Below are 17,010 nucleotides of genomic sequence, written 5' to 3'. Positions count from 1 at the left end.
TCAGCTAAATCGTTAAAAACTCTTAATTAAAATTGATCAAACTTTCAACACCAGATAATTCAACCGTCTAAGCGTTTGATTTAGCGTTTTTGTCTATTTATGTGAATTAGACACACAAACTTTAGACTAAAGTCTAAAACTCAATCAAATCAATACCTTTTGGGTCAAATTATAGAATTTCGAGATCGTATAATTAAATTGCAGGATAGCTACCTGTACCTTCTGGCCAAGGTGATAACAATTCAAAGCCTGTATCAGTTACAACAACCATGTGTTCCCATTGTGCTGATAACGAACGGTCAGCAGTAACCACTGTCCAACCATCTTTCAACTCTTTAGTACGCGCTTTACCTAAATTGATCATTGGTTCGATTGTAAACACCATACCTTTTTTCAAAATAACACCCTGGCCTGGTTGACCATAATGTAAAACGCTTGGTTGCTCATGGTAAACCTTACCAATACCGTGACCACAATATTCACGCACAACACTATAACCTTCACGGTGCGCAACAGTTTGAATAGCAAAACCTACATCACCTAATGTTGCACCTGGTTTTACCGCATGAATACCTGCAACCATCGCTTCATAAGTGGTTTCTACTAACTTTTTCGCAGCGGGAGTAACTGTTCCAACATAGTACATACGACTAGTATCGCCATAGTAGCCATCTTTAATGATCGCAACGTCGATATTAATAATATCGCCATCTTGCAAAACCGTATCTTTCGACGGGATACCATGACAAATCACTTCATTCGGTGAAATACAGGTGGTTTTGGTATAACCATAATAGCCCACATTGGCAGGAATTACTTTCAAAGTATTTACAATATAGTCATTACAGATGTCATCTAGATATTCTGTCGTCACACCAGGCTTGACATACTCCCCGATCATTTCTAAAACCTGTGCGGCAAGTCGTCCTGAAATACGTAATTTTTCAATGTCTTGCTCGGTTTTAATCGTGATTTTGGAAGCGTTCATCTGGACATCCTCTAATTTTGATAAGCTGAATTATAGACCTTTTAGATATTTTTTGTTTTATTCATCAATGCTTTTACCTTTCAAAGCGATCTATTTAAGCGATACATTGATGATTTTTAAAGCAACCAATTAATCGAAAAAACATATAACAATATTGATAATTTCACCCAAAGATTAATATTTCAAATATTTTCCATTAGTTTTCAAATGTATAAATAGAACTAATTTTAACTTTTAATATATTCATGAAAAATATTATAAATTTTTAGCATAACACTTATAAATTAAGCTCCAAAAAAGCACACAATTGCACTAAAATTGCCTTTTTTCTAAGTTCATCTCCCTTTATGACAAGTCTCCGTACTCGGGATATTGTTGCCTTAGGTTTTATGACCTTCGCACTGTTTATTGGTGCGGGCAATATTATTTTCCCACCGATTGTCGCTCAGCAAGCGGGTGAACATGTTTGGTTAGCTGCATTTGGTTTCCTAATTACTGCAGTTGGTCTACCTGTGATCACGATTATTGCTTTGTCGCGTGTAGAAGGTTCGATTCAGATTTTAAGTTCGCCGCTTGGTAAAGCTGCCAGTATTTTACTGACTGTTGCGTGCTACTTAGCTGTAGGTCCTTTATTTGCTACACCTCGTACTGCAACCGTTTCTTATGAAATTGGTTTTTCTTCATACTTTGGCAACTCATCAAGTAGCCTATTAATTTATAGTGTTATTTATTTTTCTTTAGTGACCATTGTTTCACTTTATCCAAATAAAATTTTGGATACAGTAGGTTACTTCCTTTCACCATTGAAAATCCTAGGTTTAATTATCTTAGGTATTTCAGCGTTCTTTATCCCTGCTGGTATCATCCCACCTGCAATTGGTAACTATGTTGCATCACCTGTCTCTGAAGGTGTTGTAAATGGCTACTTAACTATGGATACGCTTGGTGCATTGGTATTCGGTATTGTAATTGTCAAAGCCATCACTTCACGTGGTGTAACAGACAGCAAACTGGTAACTAAATACGCAGTTATTGCCAGCATTATTTCAGGTATTGGTTTAATACTGGTTTATATCAGCTTGTTTAAGCTGGGCATGGGCAGTCATGAAATCGCACCAAATGCGACCAATGGTGCCGTTATTTTACATGCTTATGTACAACATGCCTTTGGTGATATGGGCGCTTACTTCCTCTCTGCAATGATTTTTATTGCATGTATGGTGACAGCAATTGGCCTAACTTGCGCATGTGCTGAATATTTCTCTGAACTCACTAAAATCCCTTACAAAATATTTGTATTTATTTTAGTTGGATTCTCTTTACTCATTTCAAACTTAGGTTTAACCAAACTCATTGCGGTGTCTGTACCTGTATTAAGTGCAATTTACCCACCAGCGATTGCGGTTATTCTACTCAGCTTCTGTTCAAAATTTTGGAATAAGCCTGCCCGTGTTGTAGCGCCTGTTACTGCAATTGCTTTCATATTCGGTATCTTTGATGGTTTAAAAGTCGCTGGTTTTGAAAATGCGCTACCAAGTTTTATTGCAAACCTTCCACTTGCTCAACAAAATTTAGCATGGTTAATCCCATCTCTAATTGTGTTAGTGATTGCTGCCGTATTCGACAAAGTTAAAAAATAACCTTTTATAGCTTGTCTAAAATCTGAGTTTTACCCGAATGATGATTTTATATGTGACACATAATTGTCTTGTTTTACCCAAACAGACATTTATTTGTCCCAAACTGCAGCACTGAAGAACCTCTAAAAGTTAGTGATAAGCAGCTTCAAACCTAATAAGATGGCATCACACAACACCATGTCAGAATAAAAAAATATTTTTATTATTAAAATTCAGTTACTTTTACCATACAGATTGAAATATACGCTCCATTCTATATCCACAATATCGACTTATAGTTATTGGTTTCGCGCCATAAACACTTGGTCATATCTGGTACGTTAATTGCTTTATTTATCATTATAAATATCGTGAACATTTCATTCACCAACTTTGCAGCACAATACGACACACGATATTTATTATATGAATAAAACTATTATTCTTATACGATGATCTAACATAGTTTTATGACAAAATAATGACATTTGCTATTGAAATACTTCTGAATAAGAAGTACAACAGTAAATCAATCTAGACCAAAATCATCGGTTTTGGTACACAACAATAAGGAGGGGTGGAGATGTTATCAGTACATTTCAAAAAGCAATTCTTCATTAACGCTCTGAAGGCCAATAAGAATATGGTGACGTATATGAGCACCACTATTGCTCTGATGCTAACGTTACTCATTCAAGGCTTAATTCAAGGAAATTTAAGACCTGAATACTTCGCATACGCGCTGATTGTATCGGTCGCATTCTACTTCTGGGCAGTCATTGATCATAAGTATCGAAAGCGTAAAACAACAGAATTTTAAGTTAGAAGATGGATGAGTCATCATCCATCTTGAAAAAAGAAAGTTCTAGTTAAAAACTAAAAAAATGATAAATAAAAAACATTAAACTTCACATCAGATCTCAATCAAAATCCCCCTCTTCGTTTTCAATACTTCTTAAGCTTCAACGCACAAATCCATTTATAAAATTTTATAAAACAATAATATTAGGCGAAATACACAATCAATTGATTAATTAACGGATAAAATTCAACGCCGTACCCAACAGCAATCCAAATGTTCCACCTAACTCCGCAACAATCAGTAAGATCATGGCAAAGCTCATTAATATATTCGGTAAATGCCACTTACCCACCATATGCGGAGTCTTAAATTGATTAGTCGTATCTTTTAGAAATCCATGCAATATGTAGCTCAATATTGAGAAGCTAAAAAATGCGACATTAATCAGCACAAATAGTAAATTGAGTGCAGCTGAAAATATTGAAAAATATGCTAAAACTGCAAGAATCAAACTCGCAGGTGCGTAAAGCAAGCTGCTTCGATGTGCAATATCAACATAATAGTGTGCTCTTGATTGTTCAGAATTACGAATCTGAATGTATTTCCATACACCCGTTAGCATTCCTACCCATAAAAATATTCCACTAAAAATAATTGCAATTTTGACAGCCCATGTCATTTGAGTTAGGTCCATATCACACTCTTTATTTTTTAAATTTAATTTCCCATTACTAGCCATTGTCATTGATATTTTCAGATCTGACATGACTTTAGAGTCATATTTTAATCAAGTTTCTTTTTGGAACTTATGTAAATTATAAATTAATTGACCACCTTCTATAGATAGAAATTATGTCTTCTTTCGAAAATCTTTCCATACATTGCAACGATGGTTATGAGCTAAGTGCTCGTTTCTATCCGCATCAAACTACTTCTAAACATGCTCTACCTATTTTGATTTGCCCAGCAACAGGCATTACCAAGACCTTTTACAATAGTTATGCAACTTGGTTGACTGAACAAGGTCATGATGTTTTGGTTTTTGACTTTCGTGGCATTGGTGAATCACTACATGGTCCATTGAAGCAATCTACAGCTAGCATTGTGCAATGGGGTCAACTTGATATTCCAGCAGCAATTGATACGCTCATCAATAAAACACAAGCAGCACAAGTGATTATATTGGGTCATAGTGCTGGCGGTCAGCTTTTAGGGATTGTTCCAAATTATAATAAGGTCGCAAAAGTCGTGGCTGTTTCAGGTTCAACCGGTCATATAAAAGACTTAAAGGGTCGCACCAAATTACTTGCGCCAGTGATGTTCAATGTAATTTTTCCAATTGCACGCTATACCTTAGGTTATGGCCCAACCAATGCTATTGGCATGGGTGAAAACCTGCCTAAAGACGTAGCACGTGAATGGGCTCAATTTTGTAGTAAACCGGGTTATGTCCTCAATGCACTCGGCAAAACTGTGCAACAGGATTTTCATGCGCAAGTAAATTGCCCAATTACTGCGGTTTGGAGTACTGATGATGAAATTGCGACTAAAGCCAATGTAAAAGATCTACTACGTTTATACCCCAATGCACCAACAGATATGATTGAACTAAATCCAAAAGCAACAGGTCATAAAGCGATTGGACATATGCTGATGTTTAAATCATCACATAAAAATTTATGGCCGATTATTGAAAAAGAATTACACATTTAAGTTTTAAGTCACTCAGTTCGTAATCCAGCTGGGTGGCTCTTTTTCTCATATACGCTCACCTAACATCTTCTCTTCATCTCTACTTTTTAATTTTTTAGATAAATGTTAACTGTCTTTATATTCAACAATCCTCAAGCTTAAAAAGTGTTATAACTTATTTTTCTCATTTTTATTCTTTTTTGGCATGAATGAAACTCGTCACAACTTGGACAGAATTGATCGTCTAATTTTATCTGCACTCAGAGTAGATGGAAGACTCACAATTGCACAACTTTCAGAACGTGTAGGATTATCATCCTCCCCTTGTTGGACACGTTTAAAACGCCTAGAAAATTTGAAAATCATTGATGGCTACACTGCAAATATCAATCCCAAAGCCATTGGTATTAATGAGCTGTTTTTCATTGAAATTACTTTAGAACGCCATGATGATGAAATACTTGATCAATTTAGTGAAACGCTCGCCAACATGCCAGAAGTTGTAGAAGCACATTTGGTGACAGGCGATTATGATTATTTAGTGAAAGTTGCCGTTAAAAATGCAGAACACTATGAACGTTTTTTGCGTAAAACATTATATTCAATGAAAGGCATTCGCCATACACGTTCTATTTTTGCTTTACGCCAATTAAAATCGGCGAGTAGTGCTGACTTGATGATGATTGAGTAAATGCTGAAATTTTTTTGTCAATGTGTTTTAATATACGCAGTATGAGATGAGCCTTATATGAGTATCACGCGAGTGATACGACTAGCCCCTAACCATGGGGCTTTTTAATGTCTATATGATTTTGAAGTCGTATTAAAATTTAACCGAAAAATGCAATGATACTCTGAATCACCACAGCATTCACAATATCAATAAAAAATGCACCACATAGCGGTACGATCAAAAAGGCTTTGTGCGATGGACCATAGCTATTGGTAACTGCCTGAATATTGGCAATCGCAGTCGGGGTTGCTCCCATACCAAAACCACAATGCCCTGCTACCAATACGGCTGCATCGTAATTTTTTCCCATAATCCTAAAGGTCACAATTGCGGTAAATAAAATCAGTACCGCTGTCTGCGCAAACAAAATGGTAATGAGCGGGCCTGCCAAATCGGCCAGTAACCAGAGTTGCAGTGACAGTAAAGCCATAGATAAATACAGGGATAATGACGCATTTCCGAATACATCAATGGCACGGTCGAAAATATCGACTTTCAGTACATGCTCTAGGAAGTTACGTACAATCACCCCTGTCCCTAAAGCCCAGACAAAGGTCGGTAGTTCAAACCATCTTCCCTGACTGATCTCTGTCATTTCATTCGCAACAAATATACATAGTGCAAACATCCCCAAAGTCGACACTGCATTACTGGCTGTAATCAACCGGGTTTTCTTTGGATATTCGAAGGGTGCGGTGTTGATGCTAGTATCGAGTTGTTGTTCATTGGTCTCTTGCGCTACTGTCTCTGCCAACTGATTTCGTTTAATCAAGAATTTGGCAACCGGACCACCCACAAGCCCACCAATAACCAAACCAAAAGTAGCACTTGCCATTCCGAGGACAATTGCCCCCTGTATTCCATATTGAGTTTCAAGCACTTCACCCCAAGCACCGGCAGTACCATGTCCACCCGTTAAGGTAACAGAACCGACAATCAGACCAATCAATGGATCAAGCCCAAGTGCTGTGGCTAAACTCATGCCAACCGCATTTTGTACAACTACAAATAGAATGACACAGACCAGAAAGATCAGCAGTGATTTCCCACCTTCTTTGAGCTTGGTAAAGTCTGCACTTAAACCAACAGAGGTAAAGAACATCAGCATCAGAATGGTTTGAATTTCTGAGTCAAATGTGGCACTGATATTAAAAAATTTATAGAGAATAAAAGCTGTAATCGCTGCGATTAGACCGCCGATTACAGGCTCAGGTAAGTTATAGTTTCTAAAGAAGCTAATTTTACTAACAAGATACCGCCCAATAAAAAGAAAAAATACTGCAATCACCAAGGTGCCAAAGGCATCGATTTCATAATTCATAACATTCCCTATTAGCTTTATTTTCATACAGTTTTAGGAAAACAGTATGAAAAGTCAATTTTAGAAATGTTATGCAAGTTATTGTTTCTAGTAATTGTTTAATTTATGTCCTAAATAGATTCAATTAATACGATGGAATATCATAAACCCAATTGTGTGCTTGCTGGTCTGTCGTACTTTCACAAACATAATAATCATGATCCCAAGCATCTTGATGGAAGATTTCCTTTTTATGGTAATTCACCTGTTTACCATTTTCGACACAGACAAAGCTGTCACCTTGGTCTTTGACTTGAGTTCCGTTGAGGAAGCCACCGATACAGAGGAAACGGGATTTTTTTGCCATGTATTTACTTCAACTTTTCATTTATTTAAATATACGTGGATTGAACGATCGAATGAGCCAACTGTAAAGTTTAAGTTATAAAGTGCGGAGATTACATCCAAATAGCAAACTCAAAATCTAGTTAAAAAATGCAGCATCCAATTTTGCTATCGCTGCTTTGAGTAATTTAATGTTCATATAGACATAGTTTTTTTTTGACGTTATATATGACTTTCATAGGTGGAACATTTTCATATTCAAATTCTTGTAGATTTGGAAAAGTGTGTTTTAATGTTTTCCAATACTCAACATCATTGTATGTAATATCAATCAGACCAAGGAATTTTTGATCTGATTGATTAAAATTGTGTTCAATGCCAATGATTTGGTTTTGAAAGTACCAAAATATACCTATTTTCATAAATGAATTAATAGATCCAACTCACTTAAACAATCATTAATAAAATCATTTAAATCCTTATTATCTTTGATTGATAATAATTTAAAGGCATCGCCCGAAAAGCCTCTTAAATCACCTATAGCTTTACTAACCCATCCGTTAGGAATCTTTTTCCAATATTTAGGCTCTCCCCATGTCGGGTTAAGTTTTAATATATCTTCCAATTTAGTGGAACTTTCTTCAGATAAAGCAATTCCATAGTGAAAATAATCTGTTGCAGCTACAAATATAAAATTAATGTCTGGCCTTTTCTTACTTTTCAATACACAGCCTATAACATCCCTTTCTGCAGCAGGATTTGAATTACTAATTTGCTTAAACCACTTTTTACAATTATTAGCTGTGTAGTGGATACTCTTAAATTCTGATGATTTTTCAAAATTTCCCGTTTCTAAAAATTTGCTTTCAACATATTCAAATAATTTAAAAAGCAATTCGCCACGATATGCGCTACTATTAAATTGAGTAGATAGCTTTCTGATTGCTTCTAATTCAACAGGTGTTATATCAACTAACATCTTTTTCAATTCCTTATTTACTGTTATCAATTCGCCAGTCAAAATTTTTAACAAATTTAAATATTGTCTAATTGCAGACTCTATATTAGGAGTTTCTTTAACCAAATATAAAATATGATTTTCAAGCCATTTTGTTATATCTTCTTTATAACTCAAACATTGTAAATCTATAGAATTTATTTCATTGTTAGTTATTAAAAAGTATTTATCATCCTTATTTATTATTTTACCTAAAGATGATTGAGAAGGTTTATTGCCTTGTAAAGTAAGATATATGATTGAAGGTGCTTTTTTCTTCTCAATACAATAATCATAGTATCTATTTAACTGTTTACTTTGATCCCCTGCATAAATCTTATTTTCTATTATTATCGCCTTATTTTTATTCTCTAACAACAAATCAATTTGACCTTGCGCACACCTAAATTCCCTTTTAATAGAAAAGAAATTATCTATCTCAAAATCCAACTTAAAATAACTAATGAAACTTTTTAAAAATAAATCCTTTTGCCCGTGTGTTCCGTTTGGATCTAATAATTCTTTAAGAATAGGTGTATGTGTAAATACTTCACTACTCCCAACACCTGATAACATCAATAAATTAAAAAAATCCCCATGAGCTTTATTTTTATTAATAATTTCTACAGTCTGCTTTATTAACTTATCAATGTATTCTTGCATTTAAATACTCAAAAAATAAGGGCTGATTACTCAGCCCTTATCTTATACCGCTTATTGCTTAATTATCAATTAATTAAGACAATTGAGCAGCAGCAATTTTCTTCGTATCAACGTCTTTAGCAGCGTCAGTATAGTCGCCCATTTTGTCGAAGCTTAAGTATTGATAGATGTCTGCAGACATGCTATCAATTTGAGCTGCGTATTCTTGGTACTCAGCTGGAGTTGGTAATTTACCAAGTACAGCAGCAACAGAAGCAAGCTCAGCAGAGGCTAAGTAAACGTTCGCACCTTGACCTAAACGGTTCGGGAAGTTACGAGTAGAAGTCGATACACAAGTAGTGTTCGGAGCTACACGTGCTTGGTTACCCATACATAATGAACAACCTGGCATTTCTGTACGAGCGCCAGCTTTACCATAGATGTTATAGAAACCTTCTTCCATCAATTGACGTTCGTCCATACGAGTTGGAGGAGCCAACCATAGACGAGTAGATAAAGAACCACCAGGAACTTTGTCTAGAAGTTTACCAGCTGCACGGAAGTGACCGATGTTAGTCATACATGAACCAACGAATACTTCGTCAATTTTCACGCCTTGAACGTCAGAAAGCAATTTAGCGTCATCTGGGTCATTCGGGCAGCAAAGAACTGGTTCAGTAATTGTAGAAAGGTCGATTTCGTACACTTTAGTGTATTCAGCGTCAGCATCAGCTTTAAGAAGTGATGGGTTAGCTAACCATTTTTCCATGTTCTCTACACGGCGCGCCATTGTACGAGCATCGCCATAACCTTCAGAAATCATCCATTTCAACATAGTAATGTTTGATTTAAGGTATTCAGCAACTTTCTCTTCAGAAAGCGTGATAGAACAACCAGCAGCTGAACGTTCAGCAGATGCGTCAGAAAGTTCGAACGCTTGCTCAACAGTAAGGTCAGTTTCCATTTCTGTAAGGTCGATCTCAAGGATACGGCCAGAGAAGATGTTTTTCTTACCTTTTTTCTCTACAGTTAAGTCGCCTTCTTGGATCGCAACGTAAGGAATCGCATGTACTAGGTCACGTAGAGTGATACCAGGTTGCATTTTACCTTTGAACTTAACAAGTACAGACTCAGGCATGTCTAGTGGCATAACGCCAGTTGCAGCAGCAAACGCTACAAGACCAGAACCCGCTGGGAATGAAATACCGATTGGGAAACGAGTATGCGAGTCACCACCAGTACCAACTGTATCTGGAAGAAGCATACGGTTTAACCAAGAGTGGATAATACCGTCGCCTGGACGTAGAGAAACACCGCCACGGTTCATGATGAAATCAGGAAGCGTGTGCTGCATTTGAACGTCAACTGGTTTTGGATACGCAGCTGTATGACAGAAAGATTGCATAACGAGGTCAGCAGAGAAGCCTAGGCAAGCAAGATCTTTAAGTTCGTCACGAGTCATTGGACCTGTTGTATCTTGAGAACCAACAGTCGTCATCTTAGGTTCGCAGTAAGTACCTGGAAGTACACCTTGACCTTCAGGAAGACCACAAGCGCGACCAACCATTTTTTGAGCTTGAGTGAAGCCTTTACCAGTAGCTGCAGGTTGAACTGGAGTACGGAATAAAGTTGAAGGTGCAAGACCAAGAGCTTCACGCGCTTTAGTTGTTAAACCACGACCAACGATAAGGTTGATACGGCCACCAGCACGTACTTCGTCTAGAAGAACTGGAGTTTTAAGTTCAGATTCAGCGATTTGAGCGCCGTCTTTGAACGCAGTTACTTTAGCAGCAGCGTGATCGATCTTAAGAACGATTTCGTCGCCCATGTTCATGTTCGCAACGTCAATCTCTACAGGTAACGCACCAGCGTCTTCCATAGTGTTGAAGAAAATCGGAGCGATTTTAGAACCTAAGCAGTAACCACCGTCTTTTTTGTTCGGGATGTGAGCAATTTCGTCACCGAAGAACCAAAGTACAGAGTTAGTTGCTGACTTACGAGAAGAACCAGTACCAACAACGTCACCTACGTAAGCAACTTGGTTGCCTTTCGCGATAAGGTCTTTAATTTGGTTAAGTGGACCAACTTCGCCAGGAACTTCTGGATTGATACCGTCACGTACGTTTTTAAGCATTGCATTCGCGTGTAACGGAATGTCTGGACGGCTCCACGCGTCTTGTGCAGGTGACAAGTCGTCAGTGTTAGTTTCGCCAGTTACTTTGAAAACTGTAAGTTTGATTTCTTCAGGAACATCTTTACGGCTAGTGAACCATTCAGCGTCAGCCCAAGATTGCATAACTGCTTGTGCATTTGCATTACCCGCTTTTGCTTTATCAGCAATGTCGTGGAACGCATCAAATACAAGAAGAGTTTTCTTAAGTGCTTCTGCAGCTAATTCAGCAAGCTCTGCATCATCAAGAAGTGCAACTAAAGGAGCAACGTTATAACCACCAAGCATAGTACCTAGTAGGTAAACCGCACGTTCTTTAGTTACTAGTGGAGAAGTCGCTTCGCCTTTTGCCAAAGCAGCTAAGAAAGCAGCTTTAACGTATGCAGCTTGGTCAACACCCGCTGGAACACGGTTTTCTAGTAAATCAACTAAAAATGCTTCTTCGCCAGCTGGTGGGTTTTTTAATAATTCAACTAATGCAGCTGTTTGAGCATCGTCAAGTGGCTTCGGTGGGACTCCGAGTGCGGCACGTTCTTCAACGTGTTGGCGGTAAGCTTCTAGCACGGTGTTATTCCTCTTTTTTAAAAAATTATTTACGCATTCCTGCTTTAAATAAAGCTACGCAAATAATATGGACTGCTAAATTTTACTAAAATTCCAGTTAAAAGTTAATGCAACTAGAGTGTTTCTTCGTGATGCCCATTATTTTATAAATAAATGATAGTCATATTGCCTATACATTAAGCAAAATCAGCACTTATAGATATTTTAACAATCACTTTTTAAACTTTTAGCTGAAATCTGTTCGTAAAAAAAGGCAACTAAATGTTGCCTGATCTCAATAGTGTTTCATATTCCACCTTAGTGTACAGTGGTGGCAGATAAATATTGCTGTAGTTCTGCTCTATTTCCTGTAAATTTCACACACCATTCGTCTTGGCATGTACTCTGATGTTGGTTGCTCGCAAAGCTAATATCGACTAAATAGCGCTCGTTTTCAGCATTAAGTTTTTGTCTTAGAACCACTCTATCGCCGATGCTCAGTACATAATTTCCACCACCAATAATAGCGACTCCCTGTTCATCTTCTAGGAGTAAATCTGCGTGGTGCATATATCCAATAACGTCCATTCGATACTCCTGTTTTCTTCTGATTATATTTTTCATTATTCATTAAAAAGATAAGTATTTCTATATTTATGATTTAGTAAATGTGACAATTTATTAATCAATTTACTTAGGCTATTTTATTAAAATAAGATGATATTGAGTTGTTGAAGGCCTAAAAAAACCGTTCCTTAGAACGGTTTGTAATCTGGCATTTCTGTATGCGGCGTCGCAATACATTTTTCAGTAAATTCTGCACGGATTTTTTCACGAGCGCCTTCAACGTCAGCCTTAATTTCAGCTTCAGGTAAAGCGTAAACTTCTTCTAAAATTTCCATGATGAACTTTTTAGTGGTCTCATCTTCAATTTTAGCAGCATGTTCAACAGCTTTTTCTTTTTCAATCGCATTTTGACGATCTAGCATAATGGTTCGTGCAGCATTACCTACACTCTTACAATAGCCTTGCCACTGCTGTTCAGGGGTTAATGGTGCTTTTTCAGAACACCCCACAAGCGCAGCAATCACAGATAAAGCAAACAACTTTTTCATGAATCTCTCCTTTCAGGAGGCAATATAAAATATTGGTCATGATTTGTCATTTAAATTACCTGATCTGTACCGCATTAATCCATGTCTCGCCATTTTTTAAATGAATTTATATCTAGAACAGCATGCACATCAGCACGATGTAGATGACTCATTTAGAATAAAACGACAAGCGGTGAAATGCGCGGTAGTCCTTGCTTCCAAACAGTAAAACACCTTTGCATGCGACTATATTTCAGCCAAATAATCACTTAGATAAAGCCCTGTTTTTAAACGACTTATGTTGTCGTGCTATTGTTTTTCAAGACATTTTTATATTTGTAAATCATTTGCTGAACTCTTATTCTAAATACATCAATTGTCTTCAAACACGCCACGTTGCGTAGGAGCAAATATGTCAAAAAAACTGCCGATTTATTTTTCGGATGAAGCTTGGTCATCTCTACAACAGCTTATGGGAAGTGACGGAAAGCCAAGTCCAACCATTAATGCCTTACTTGAGCAACAGTCTGCCGATCAAGTATTTTTCAATTCGTCCTTAAATGTTCAAGCCATTCAAAAGCAATCTCGCCTTGAAATCCCTGTGGCCTTAGAGCGCATTCCTGCTGGCCCTGCTTTTGCCAACAAGGACGTATTCGACAAAGCTTTAGACCTCAATGATTTACTGGTGATTAATCCGCTTGCAACCTTTATTGCTCATGTCGACAGTGAGTCTTTGCTTTATGCAGGTTTTGAAATTAATGATACTTTTTTGGTTGATCGCAGCCTAAAAGCCAAACATGGCGACATTGTGGTTGCCTTAATTGATAATCGTGAAATCACCTTAAAGCGCCTAATGGTGACTGAAAAAATGTCGAAAGAAGAAATCGCCAATATTTTTGGGGATGCCGACAAAGTATTGCCTGATATTTGGCTAAAGGCTGAAAATCCTGCCTATGAGCATATTATTCCCAATGATAGCGAATCTATCGTTGTACAAGGTGTGGTGACTTTTAACTTAAAGCAACTCTATAAGCGCTCATCTCACACTTAATAATAAGAATTAAATATGAAAGCTGAAAATAAAGTATTTGCGTTGGTTGACGTAAATAACTGCTACGTCAGTTGTGAGCGTGTGTTTAACCCTAAGCTTAATCAATCCCCTGTCGTGGTTTTATCCAATAACGATGGCTGTGTTGTATCACGTAGTCAAGAAGCCAAAGATTTAGGCATTAAAATGGCCGTGCCTGTCTATCAAATACAAGATCTGATTCAACGTCATCAAGTACAGGTACTATCCAGTAATTATGCCCTTTATACGGAAATGTCGAGACGTTTTATGAATATTTTGGGCTTATTTGTCGGCCCAGAAGACCGTGAAATTTATTCTATTGATGAATGTTTTTTAGATTTAACAGCTTATCAAGATCTATTTGATTTGACTGCTTATGCAGAACAGATCAAAGAAACTGTATGGAAATGGTTAGGACTGCCCTGTTGTGTTGGTATTGGACGTTCAAAAACGGAGGCAAAGATCGCCAATCATTTAGCAAAAAAAAATGCTTATTTAAATGGGGTGTGCAATTTAATCGATATGGATCCTTGCTCATCAGAACTTTTGCTTTCTCAAACACCTGTATCTGAGGTTTGGGGTGTTGGTCGCAATCATACGAAAGCTCTAAATCAATTGGGCATTCAACATGTTTTAGATTTAATTGAAGCACATCCGAAAAATATTCGACAAAAATTTAGTGTGGTAATGGAAAAAACTGTACGTGAATTACAAGGTATTTCCTGCATTGATATTGAACAAGATACGCCGCGCAAACAGCAAATTTTAAGCAGTCGTTCTTATGGTCAACCGGTCTATGAACTCGAGGATATTAAAGCCTCTATTCGCTTATATATTTCACGAGCAGTAACTCGCCTAAGAGAAGATCAGTCTTTATGTCGTATGGTTGGGGTCTATATTCAAACAGGTCGTTTCAATAATACTGAAAAGTATGCACCTTATACCGCCATCACCTTAAATGAACATACTGATGATTTACTGACTATTACCCAAGCTGCAACACATGCGGTGGAAAAAATATTTAAAGCGGGCTTTAAATATAAAAAAGCCGGTGTGGTGTTAATGGAACTCATTCCCAAGCAAAGTTTCGTACCTGATCTTTTTTGCGATATGAGCCAGCGGCAAGCACGTGAAAAATTATCCAATACAGTTGGCGATATTCAAAAAAGATTTGGTCATCACTTTGTTTCTCTAGGCTTGTCTCAAAACGAAGCATCGACATGGCGTATGAAACAAAATCTCTGCTCACCGGCTTACCTAAGTAATTGGAATGAACTTTTGCGCGTGAAATAAATCAAGACTATAGCTTAGTTTGTGTTGAAGTAATTCTTGGCTCAGCGATGTATGTAATTTATTCACCGAAATGATCATTTGCTTTTGCTTAATATTTATTTAGTATTTAAATGAATATTCATTTATATCTTCCCGTATTTAAACTTATGTCCGACGCACAATTTAGCCTGAGCGAATACCTCTCTGCAGTCAAAGAAGTCATTCAATTGGCCTTTGATGATGCGGTTTGGGTCAAAGCTGAAATTCGTAATTTAAATATTAAAGGTGGGCATTATTACCTCGAACTCGCTGAAAAAGAACAAGACAGCGACAAAGTCATCGCCAGTTGCAAAGCCACAATTTGGAAATTTACGGCAGCCAAAGTTGTTGGAAAATTTGAACGTGAAAGTGGCATTGAACTCAGTCGAGACTTAAATGTCTTGGTAAAAGTACGTGCCCGCTTTGACCCGCAATATGGTTTTTCTGTCAATATTGAAGAAATCGACTCTAGTTTTACATTGGGTGATCTTGCTCGACGTTATCAACAGATTATCGAAAAACTCAGTATTGAAGGCTTAATACATAAAAATCAGCAACTACCTGCACCCTTTGATATTAATCAAGTACTGGTTATTGCTCCTGAAAATGCAGCAGGTTTAGGTGACTTCAAAAAAGATGCAGATGCGTTACAACATGCTGGGGTGTGTAACTTTGTCTATCACTCCGCAACCTTCCAAGGCAATACCGCAGCTCAGAGCATTCAAACTGCTTTGGCTCAAGCTTTAAGACAATGGGCCAACGATTACAATACAGCACCCGACTTAATTGCCATTATTCGTGGTGGTGGCGCCGTTAATGATCTTGCATATTTAAATGATTATGACTTGGCCTCCCTACTGTGTAAGCGTTCAGTACCCATTTGGGTGGGCATTGGCCATGAAAAAGACCGAACAATTTTAGATGAAATTGCGCATCGCTCTTTCGACACACCCAGTAAAGTCATAGGTGGTATTCGCAATCATATCGTTGAGCGCAGCCAAGAGGTCTTAGATGCTTTGCAAAGTATTCAACTGCATTCACAGCATCAAATCGCGCAATATCAAAGTCAAAATGATCAATTGATGCAAGTCATCAAGACATTAGCGCAAACTCAGATCAATGATGGTTCCCGTCTCATTCAACAGTTTAAAGACAACACTGCATATTTTGCCCAATTACAGCTCAAAACAGCAGCTCAAAACATTGAAGTCTTAATGCGTGAAACCTTACTACAAAACCCTGCACACGTACTATCCAAAGGTTATGCCATTGTAAGGCAAAACGGTAAAGCGTTACGCAGTGCGCAGCAATTGGACTCAACAACAACCGCGCAAGACATTCAAATTGAAATGCAAGACGGTTTAATCACAGCCAAAATTCAACAGATACAGGTGCCAACAGATGACTAATGAAACTTTAAGCTTTAAAGATGGCTATGAAATCTTAAAACGAAATGCTGAACAGCTTGAATCTCAACAAGAGCCAGACATTGATAATTTAATGAAAATTGTTGAAGAGTCCATGACCGCCTATAAGGCATGTAAATCACGTGTAGAAGCCGTTCAACAGGCATTGAACGGTAAGCGTCCGCTGAACACACCTTATGAATTCATCCTATAAGCCTTAATTTAGTCCCCACTTAAAAACAAGTGGGGACTAAAATTTATGACTACAAATCACCAGACATCCATCGCATCTCTTGCGA

The 17,010-nt window shown here is 37.4% G+C and carries 16 protein-coding genes; 8 read left to right on the top strand and 8 right to left on the bottom strand.

All coding sequences use genetic code 11. From position 1 onward, the window contains the following. Positions 1 to 193: 193 nt before the first annotated feature. The gene (map, locus tag FTV09_RS03610) at positions 194 to 988 is read right to left on the bottom strand and encodes a type I methionyl aminopeptidase (protein ID WP_067767175.1); all 795 of its coding nucleotides are present in this window, start codon (positions 986 to 988) and stop codon (positions 194 to 196) included. Between the two features lie 347 nt (positions 989 to 1,335). Between map and brnQ the strand changes: the two genes are divergently transcribed. Together brnQ and FTV09_RS03600 are read left to right on the top strand one after the other, a co-directional pair. Next, entirely contained in the window at positions 1,336 to 2,628 is a 1,293-nt protein-coding gene (gene brnQ / locus FTV09_RS03605) for a branched-chain amino acid transport system II carrier protein (RefSeq protein WP_067767178.1), read from the top strand. Positions 2,629 to 3,190: 562 nt separating this feature from the next. Beyond that, entirely contained in the window at positions 3,191 to 3,427 is a 237-nt protein-coding gene (locus FTV09_RS03600) for a hypothetical protein (protein ID WP_067767180.1), read from the top strand. Between the two features lie 214 nt (positions 3,428 to 3,641). Here FTV09_RS03600 and FTV09_RS03595 read toward each other — a convergent pair whose 3' ends face one another. Further along, positions 3,642 to 4,103, bottom strand: a complete 462-nt coding sequence (locus tag FTV09_RS03595) for a hypothetical protein (RefSeq protein ID WP_180056816.1) — start codon at positions 4,101 to 4,103, stop codon at positions 3,642 to 3,644. A 158-nt stretch (positions 4,104 to 4,261) separates the two neighbouring features. On the opposite strand from FTV09_RS03595, the gene FTV09_RS03590 reads away from it, so the two are divergent. Both FTV09_RS03590 and FTV09_RS03585 read left to right on the top strand, forming a co-directional pair. Beyond that, positions 4,262 to 5,122 carry an alpha/beta fold hydrolase gene (locus FTV09_RS03590; RefSeq protein ID WP_180056777.1) on the top strand — a complete coding sequence of 287 codons (861 nt, stop codon included), beginning with the start codon at positions 4,262 to 4,264 and terminating at the stop codon, positions 5,120 to 5,122. Positions 5,123 to 5,306: 184 nt separating this feature from the next. Further along, positions 5,307 to 5,792: an Lrp/AsnC family transcriptional regulator gene (locus FTV09_RS03585; protein WP_067767188.1), complete on the top strand. Its 486-nt coding sequence runs from the start codon at positions 5,307 to 5,309 to the stop codon at positions 5,790 to 5,792. Positions 5,793 to 5,931: 139 nt separating this feature from the next. Here FTV09_RS03585 and gltS read toward each other — a convergent pair whose 3' ends face one another. From gltS to FTV09_RS03555, 6 genes are all read right to left on the bottom strand, one after another. Then, entirely contained in the window at positions 5,932 to 7,155 is a 1,224-nt protein-coding gene (gltS, locus tag FTV09_RS03580; protein ID WP_016659076.1) for a sodium/glutamate symporter, read from the bottom strand. Positions 7,156 to 7,279: 124 nt separating this feature from the next. After that, positions 7,280 to 7,501 carry a hypothetical protein gene (locus FTV09_RS03575; protein WP_075166862.1) on the bottom strand — a complete coding sequence of 74 codons (222 nt, stop codon included), beginning with the start codon at positions 7,499 to 7,501 and terminating at the stop codon, positions 7,280 to 7,282. Positions 7,502 to 7,897: 396 nt separating this feature from the next. Beyond that, positions 7,898 to 9,139: a PD-(D/E)XK nuclease family protein gene (locus tag FTV09_RS03570; protein WP_016659079.1), complete on the bottom strand. Its 1,242-nt coding sequence runs from the start codon at positions 9,137 to 9,139 to the stop codon at positions 7,898 to 7,900. A gap of 73 nt (positions 9,140 to 9,212) precedes the next feature. Beyond that, entirely contained in the window at positions 9,213 to 11,852 is a 2,640-nt protein-coding gene (locus FTV09_RS03565) for a bifunctional aconitate hydratase 2/2-methylisocitrate dehydratase (protein ID WP_180056775.1), read from the bottom strand. A 297-nt stretch (positions 11,853 to 12,149) separates the two neighbouring features. Further along, positions 12,150 to 12,419: a hypothetical protein gene (locus FTV09_RS03560; RefSeq protein WP_180056773.1), complete on the bottom strand. Its 270-nt coding sequence runs from the start codon at positions 12,417 to 12,419 to the stop codon at positions 12,150 to 12,152. A 167-nt stretch (positions 12,420 to 12,586) separates the two neighbouring features. Next, positions 12,587 to 12,946: a hypothetical protein gene (locus tag FTV09_RS03555; RefSeq protein ID WP_067767203.1), complete on the bottom strand. Its 360-nt coding sequence runs from the start codon at positions 12,944 to 12,946 to the stop codon at positions 12,587 to 12,589. A gap of 391 nt (positions 12,947 to 13,337) precedes the next feature. Here FTV09_RS03555 and FTV09_RS03550 point away from each other — a divergent pair, with 391 nt between their 5' ends. The 4 genes from FTV09_RS03550 to xseB all read left to right on the top strand — a co-directional run bounded on the left by FTV09_RS03550 (position 13,338) and on the right by xseB (position 16,925). Next, positions 13,338 to 13,976 (top strand): LexA family transcriptional regulator, encoded by a 639-nt coding sequence (locus FTV09_RS03550; protein WP_180056771.1) that lies wholly within the window; start codon positions 13,338 to 13,340, stop codon positions 13,974 to 13,976. Between the two features lie 15 nt (positions 13,977 to 13,991). Continuing rightward, positions 13,992 to 15,287, top strand: a complete 1,296-nt coding sequence (locus tag FTV09_RS03545) for a Y-family DNA polymerase (RefSeq protein WP_180056769.1) — start codon at positions 13,992 to 13,994, stop codon at positions 15,285 to 15,287. A gap of 146 nt (positions 15,288 to 15,433) precedes the next feature. Further along, the gene (gene xseA / locus FTV09_RS03540) at positions 15,434 to 16,714 is read left to right on the top strand and encodes an exodeoxyribonuclease VII large subunit (protein ID WP_180056814.1); all 1,281 of its coding nucleotides are present in this window, start codon (positions 15,434 to 15,436) and stop codon (positions 16,712 to 16,714) included. After that, positions 16,707 to 16,925: an exodeoxyribonuclease VII small subunit gene (gene xseB, locus FTV09_RS03535; protein ID WP_180056767.1), complete on the top strand. Its 219-nt coding sequence runs from the start codon at positions 16,707 to 16,709 to the stop codon at positions 16,923 to 16,925. The genes xseA and xseB overlap by 8 nt, the downstream gene beginning before the upstream one ends. Positions 16,926 to 17,010: the final 85 nt, after the last annotated feature.

Origin of the sequence: Acinetobacter sp. YH12227 (assembly GCF_013417785.1) — a bacterium.
Taxonomy (GTDB): Bacteria; Pseudomonadota; Gammaproteobacteria; order Pseudomonadales; family Moraxellaceae; genus Acinetobacter; species Acinetobacter gandensis.
This window is presented reverse-complemented; position numbering and strand designations above follow the sequence as displayed.

Bases quoted from the DNA above. Each gene is read 5' to 3' on its own strand.
- FTV09_RS03545 (WP_180056769.1), top strand. From the start codon at position 13,992: ATGAAAGCTGAAAATAAAGTATTTGCGTTGGTTGACGTAAATAACTGC.
- map (WP_067767175.1), bottom strand. From the start codon at position 988: ATGAACGCTTCCAAAATCACGATTAAAACCGAGCAAGACATTGAAAAA.
- brnQ (WP_067767178.1), top strand. From the start codon at position 1,336: ATGACAAGTCTCCGTACTCGGGATATTGTTGCCTTAGGTTTTATGACC.
- FTV09_RS03595 (WP_180056816.1), bottom strand. From the start codon at position 4,103: ATGGACCTAACTCAAATGACATGGGCTGTCAAAATTGCAATTATTTTT.
- gltS (WP_016659076.1), bottom strand. From the start codon at position 7,155: ATGAATTATGAAATCGATGCCTTTGGCACCTTGGTGATTGCAGTATTT.
- FTV09_RS03585 (WP_067767188.1), top strand. From the start codon at position 5,307: ATGAATGAAACTCGTCACAACTTGGACAGAATTGATCGTCTAATTTTA.
- xseB (WP_180056767.1), top strand. From the start codon at position 16,707: ATGACTAATGAAACTTTAAGCTTTAAAGATGGCTATGAAATCTTAAAA.
- FTV09_RS03570 (WP_016659079.1), bottom strand. From the start codon at position 9,139: ATGCAAGAATACATTGATAAGTTAATAAAGCAGACTGTAGAAATTATT.
- FTV09_RS03600 (WP_067767180.1), top strand. From the start codon at position 3,191: ATGTTATCAGTACATTTCAAAAAGCAATTCTTCATTAACGCTCTGAAG.
- FTV09_RS03550 (WP_180056771.1), top strand. From the start codon at position 13,338: ATGTCAAAAAAACTGCCGATTTATTTTTCGGATGAAGCTTGGTCATCT.
- xseA (WP_180056814.1), top strand. From the start codon at position 15,434: ATGTCCGACGCACAATTTAGCCTGAGCGAATACCTCTCTGCAGTCAAA.
- FTV09_RS03560 (WP_180056773.1), bottom strand. From the start codon at position 12,419: ATGGACGTTATTGGATATATGCACCACGCAGATTTACTCCTAGAAGAT.
- FTV09_RS03555 (WP_067767203.1), bottom strand. From the start codon at position 12,946: ATGAAAAAGTTGTTTGCTTTATCTGTGATTGCTGCGCTTGTGGGGTGT.
- FTV09_RS03575 (WP_075166862.1), bottom strand. From the start codon at position 7,501: ATGGCAAAAAAATCCCGTTTCCTCTGTATCGGTGGCTTCCTCAACGGA.
- FTV09_RS03590 (WP_180056777.1), top strand. From the start codon at position 4,262: ATGTCTTCTTTCGAAAATCTTTCCATACATTGCAACGATGGTTATGAG.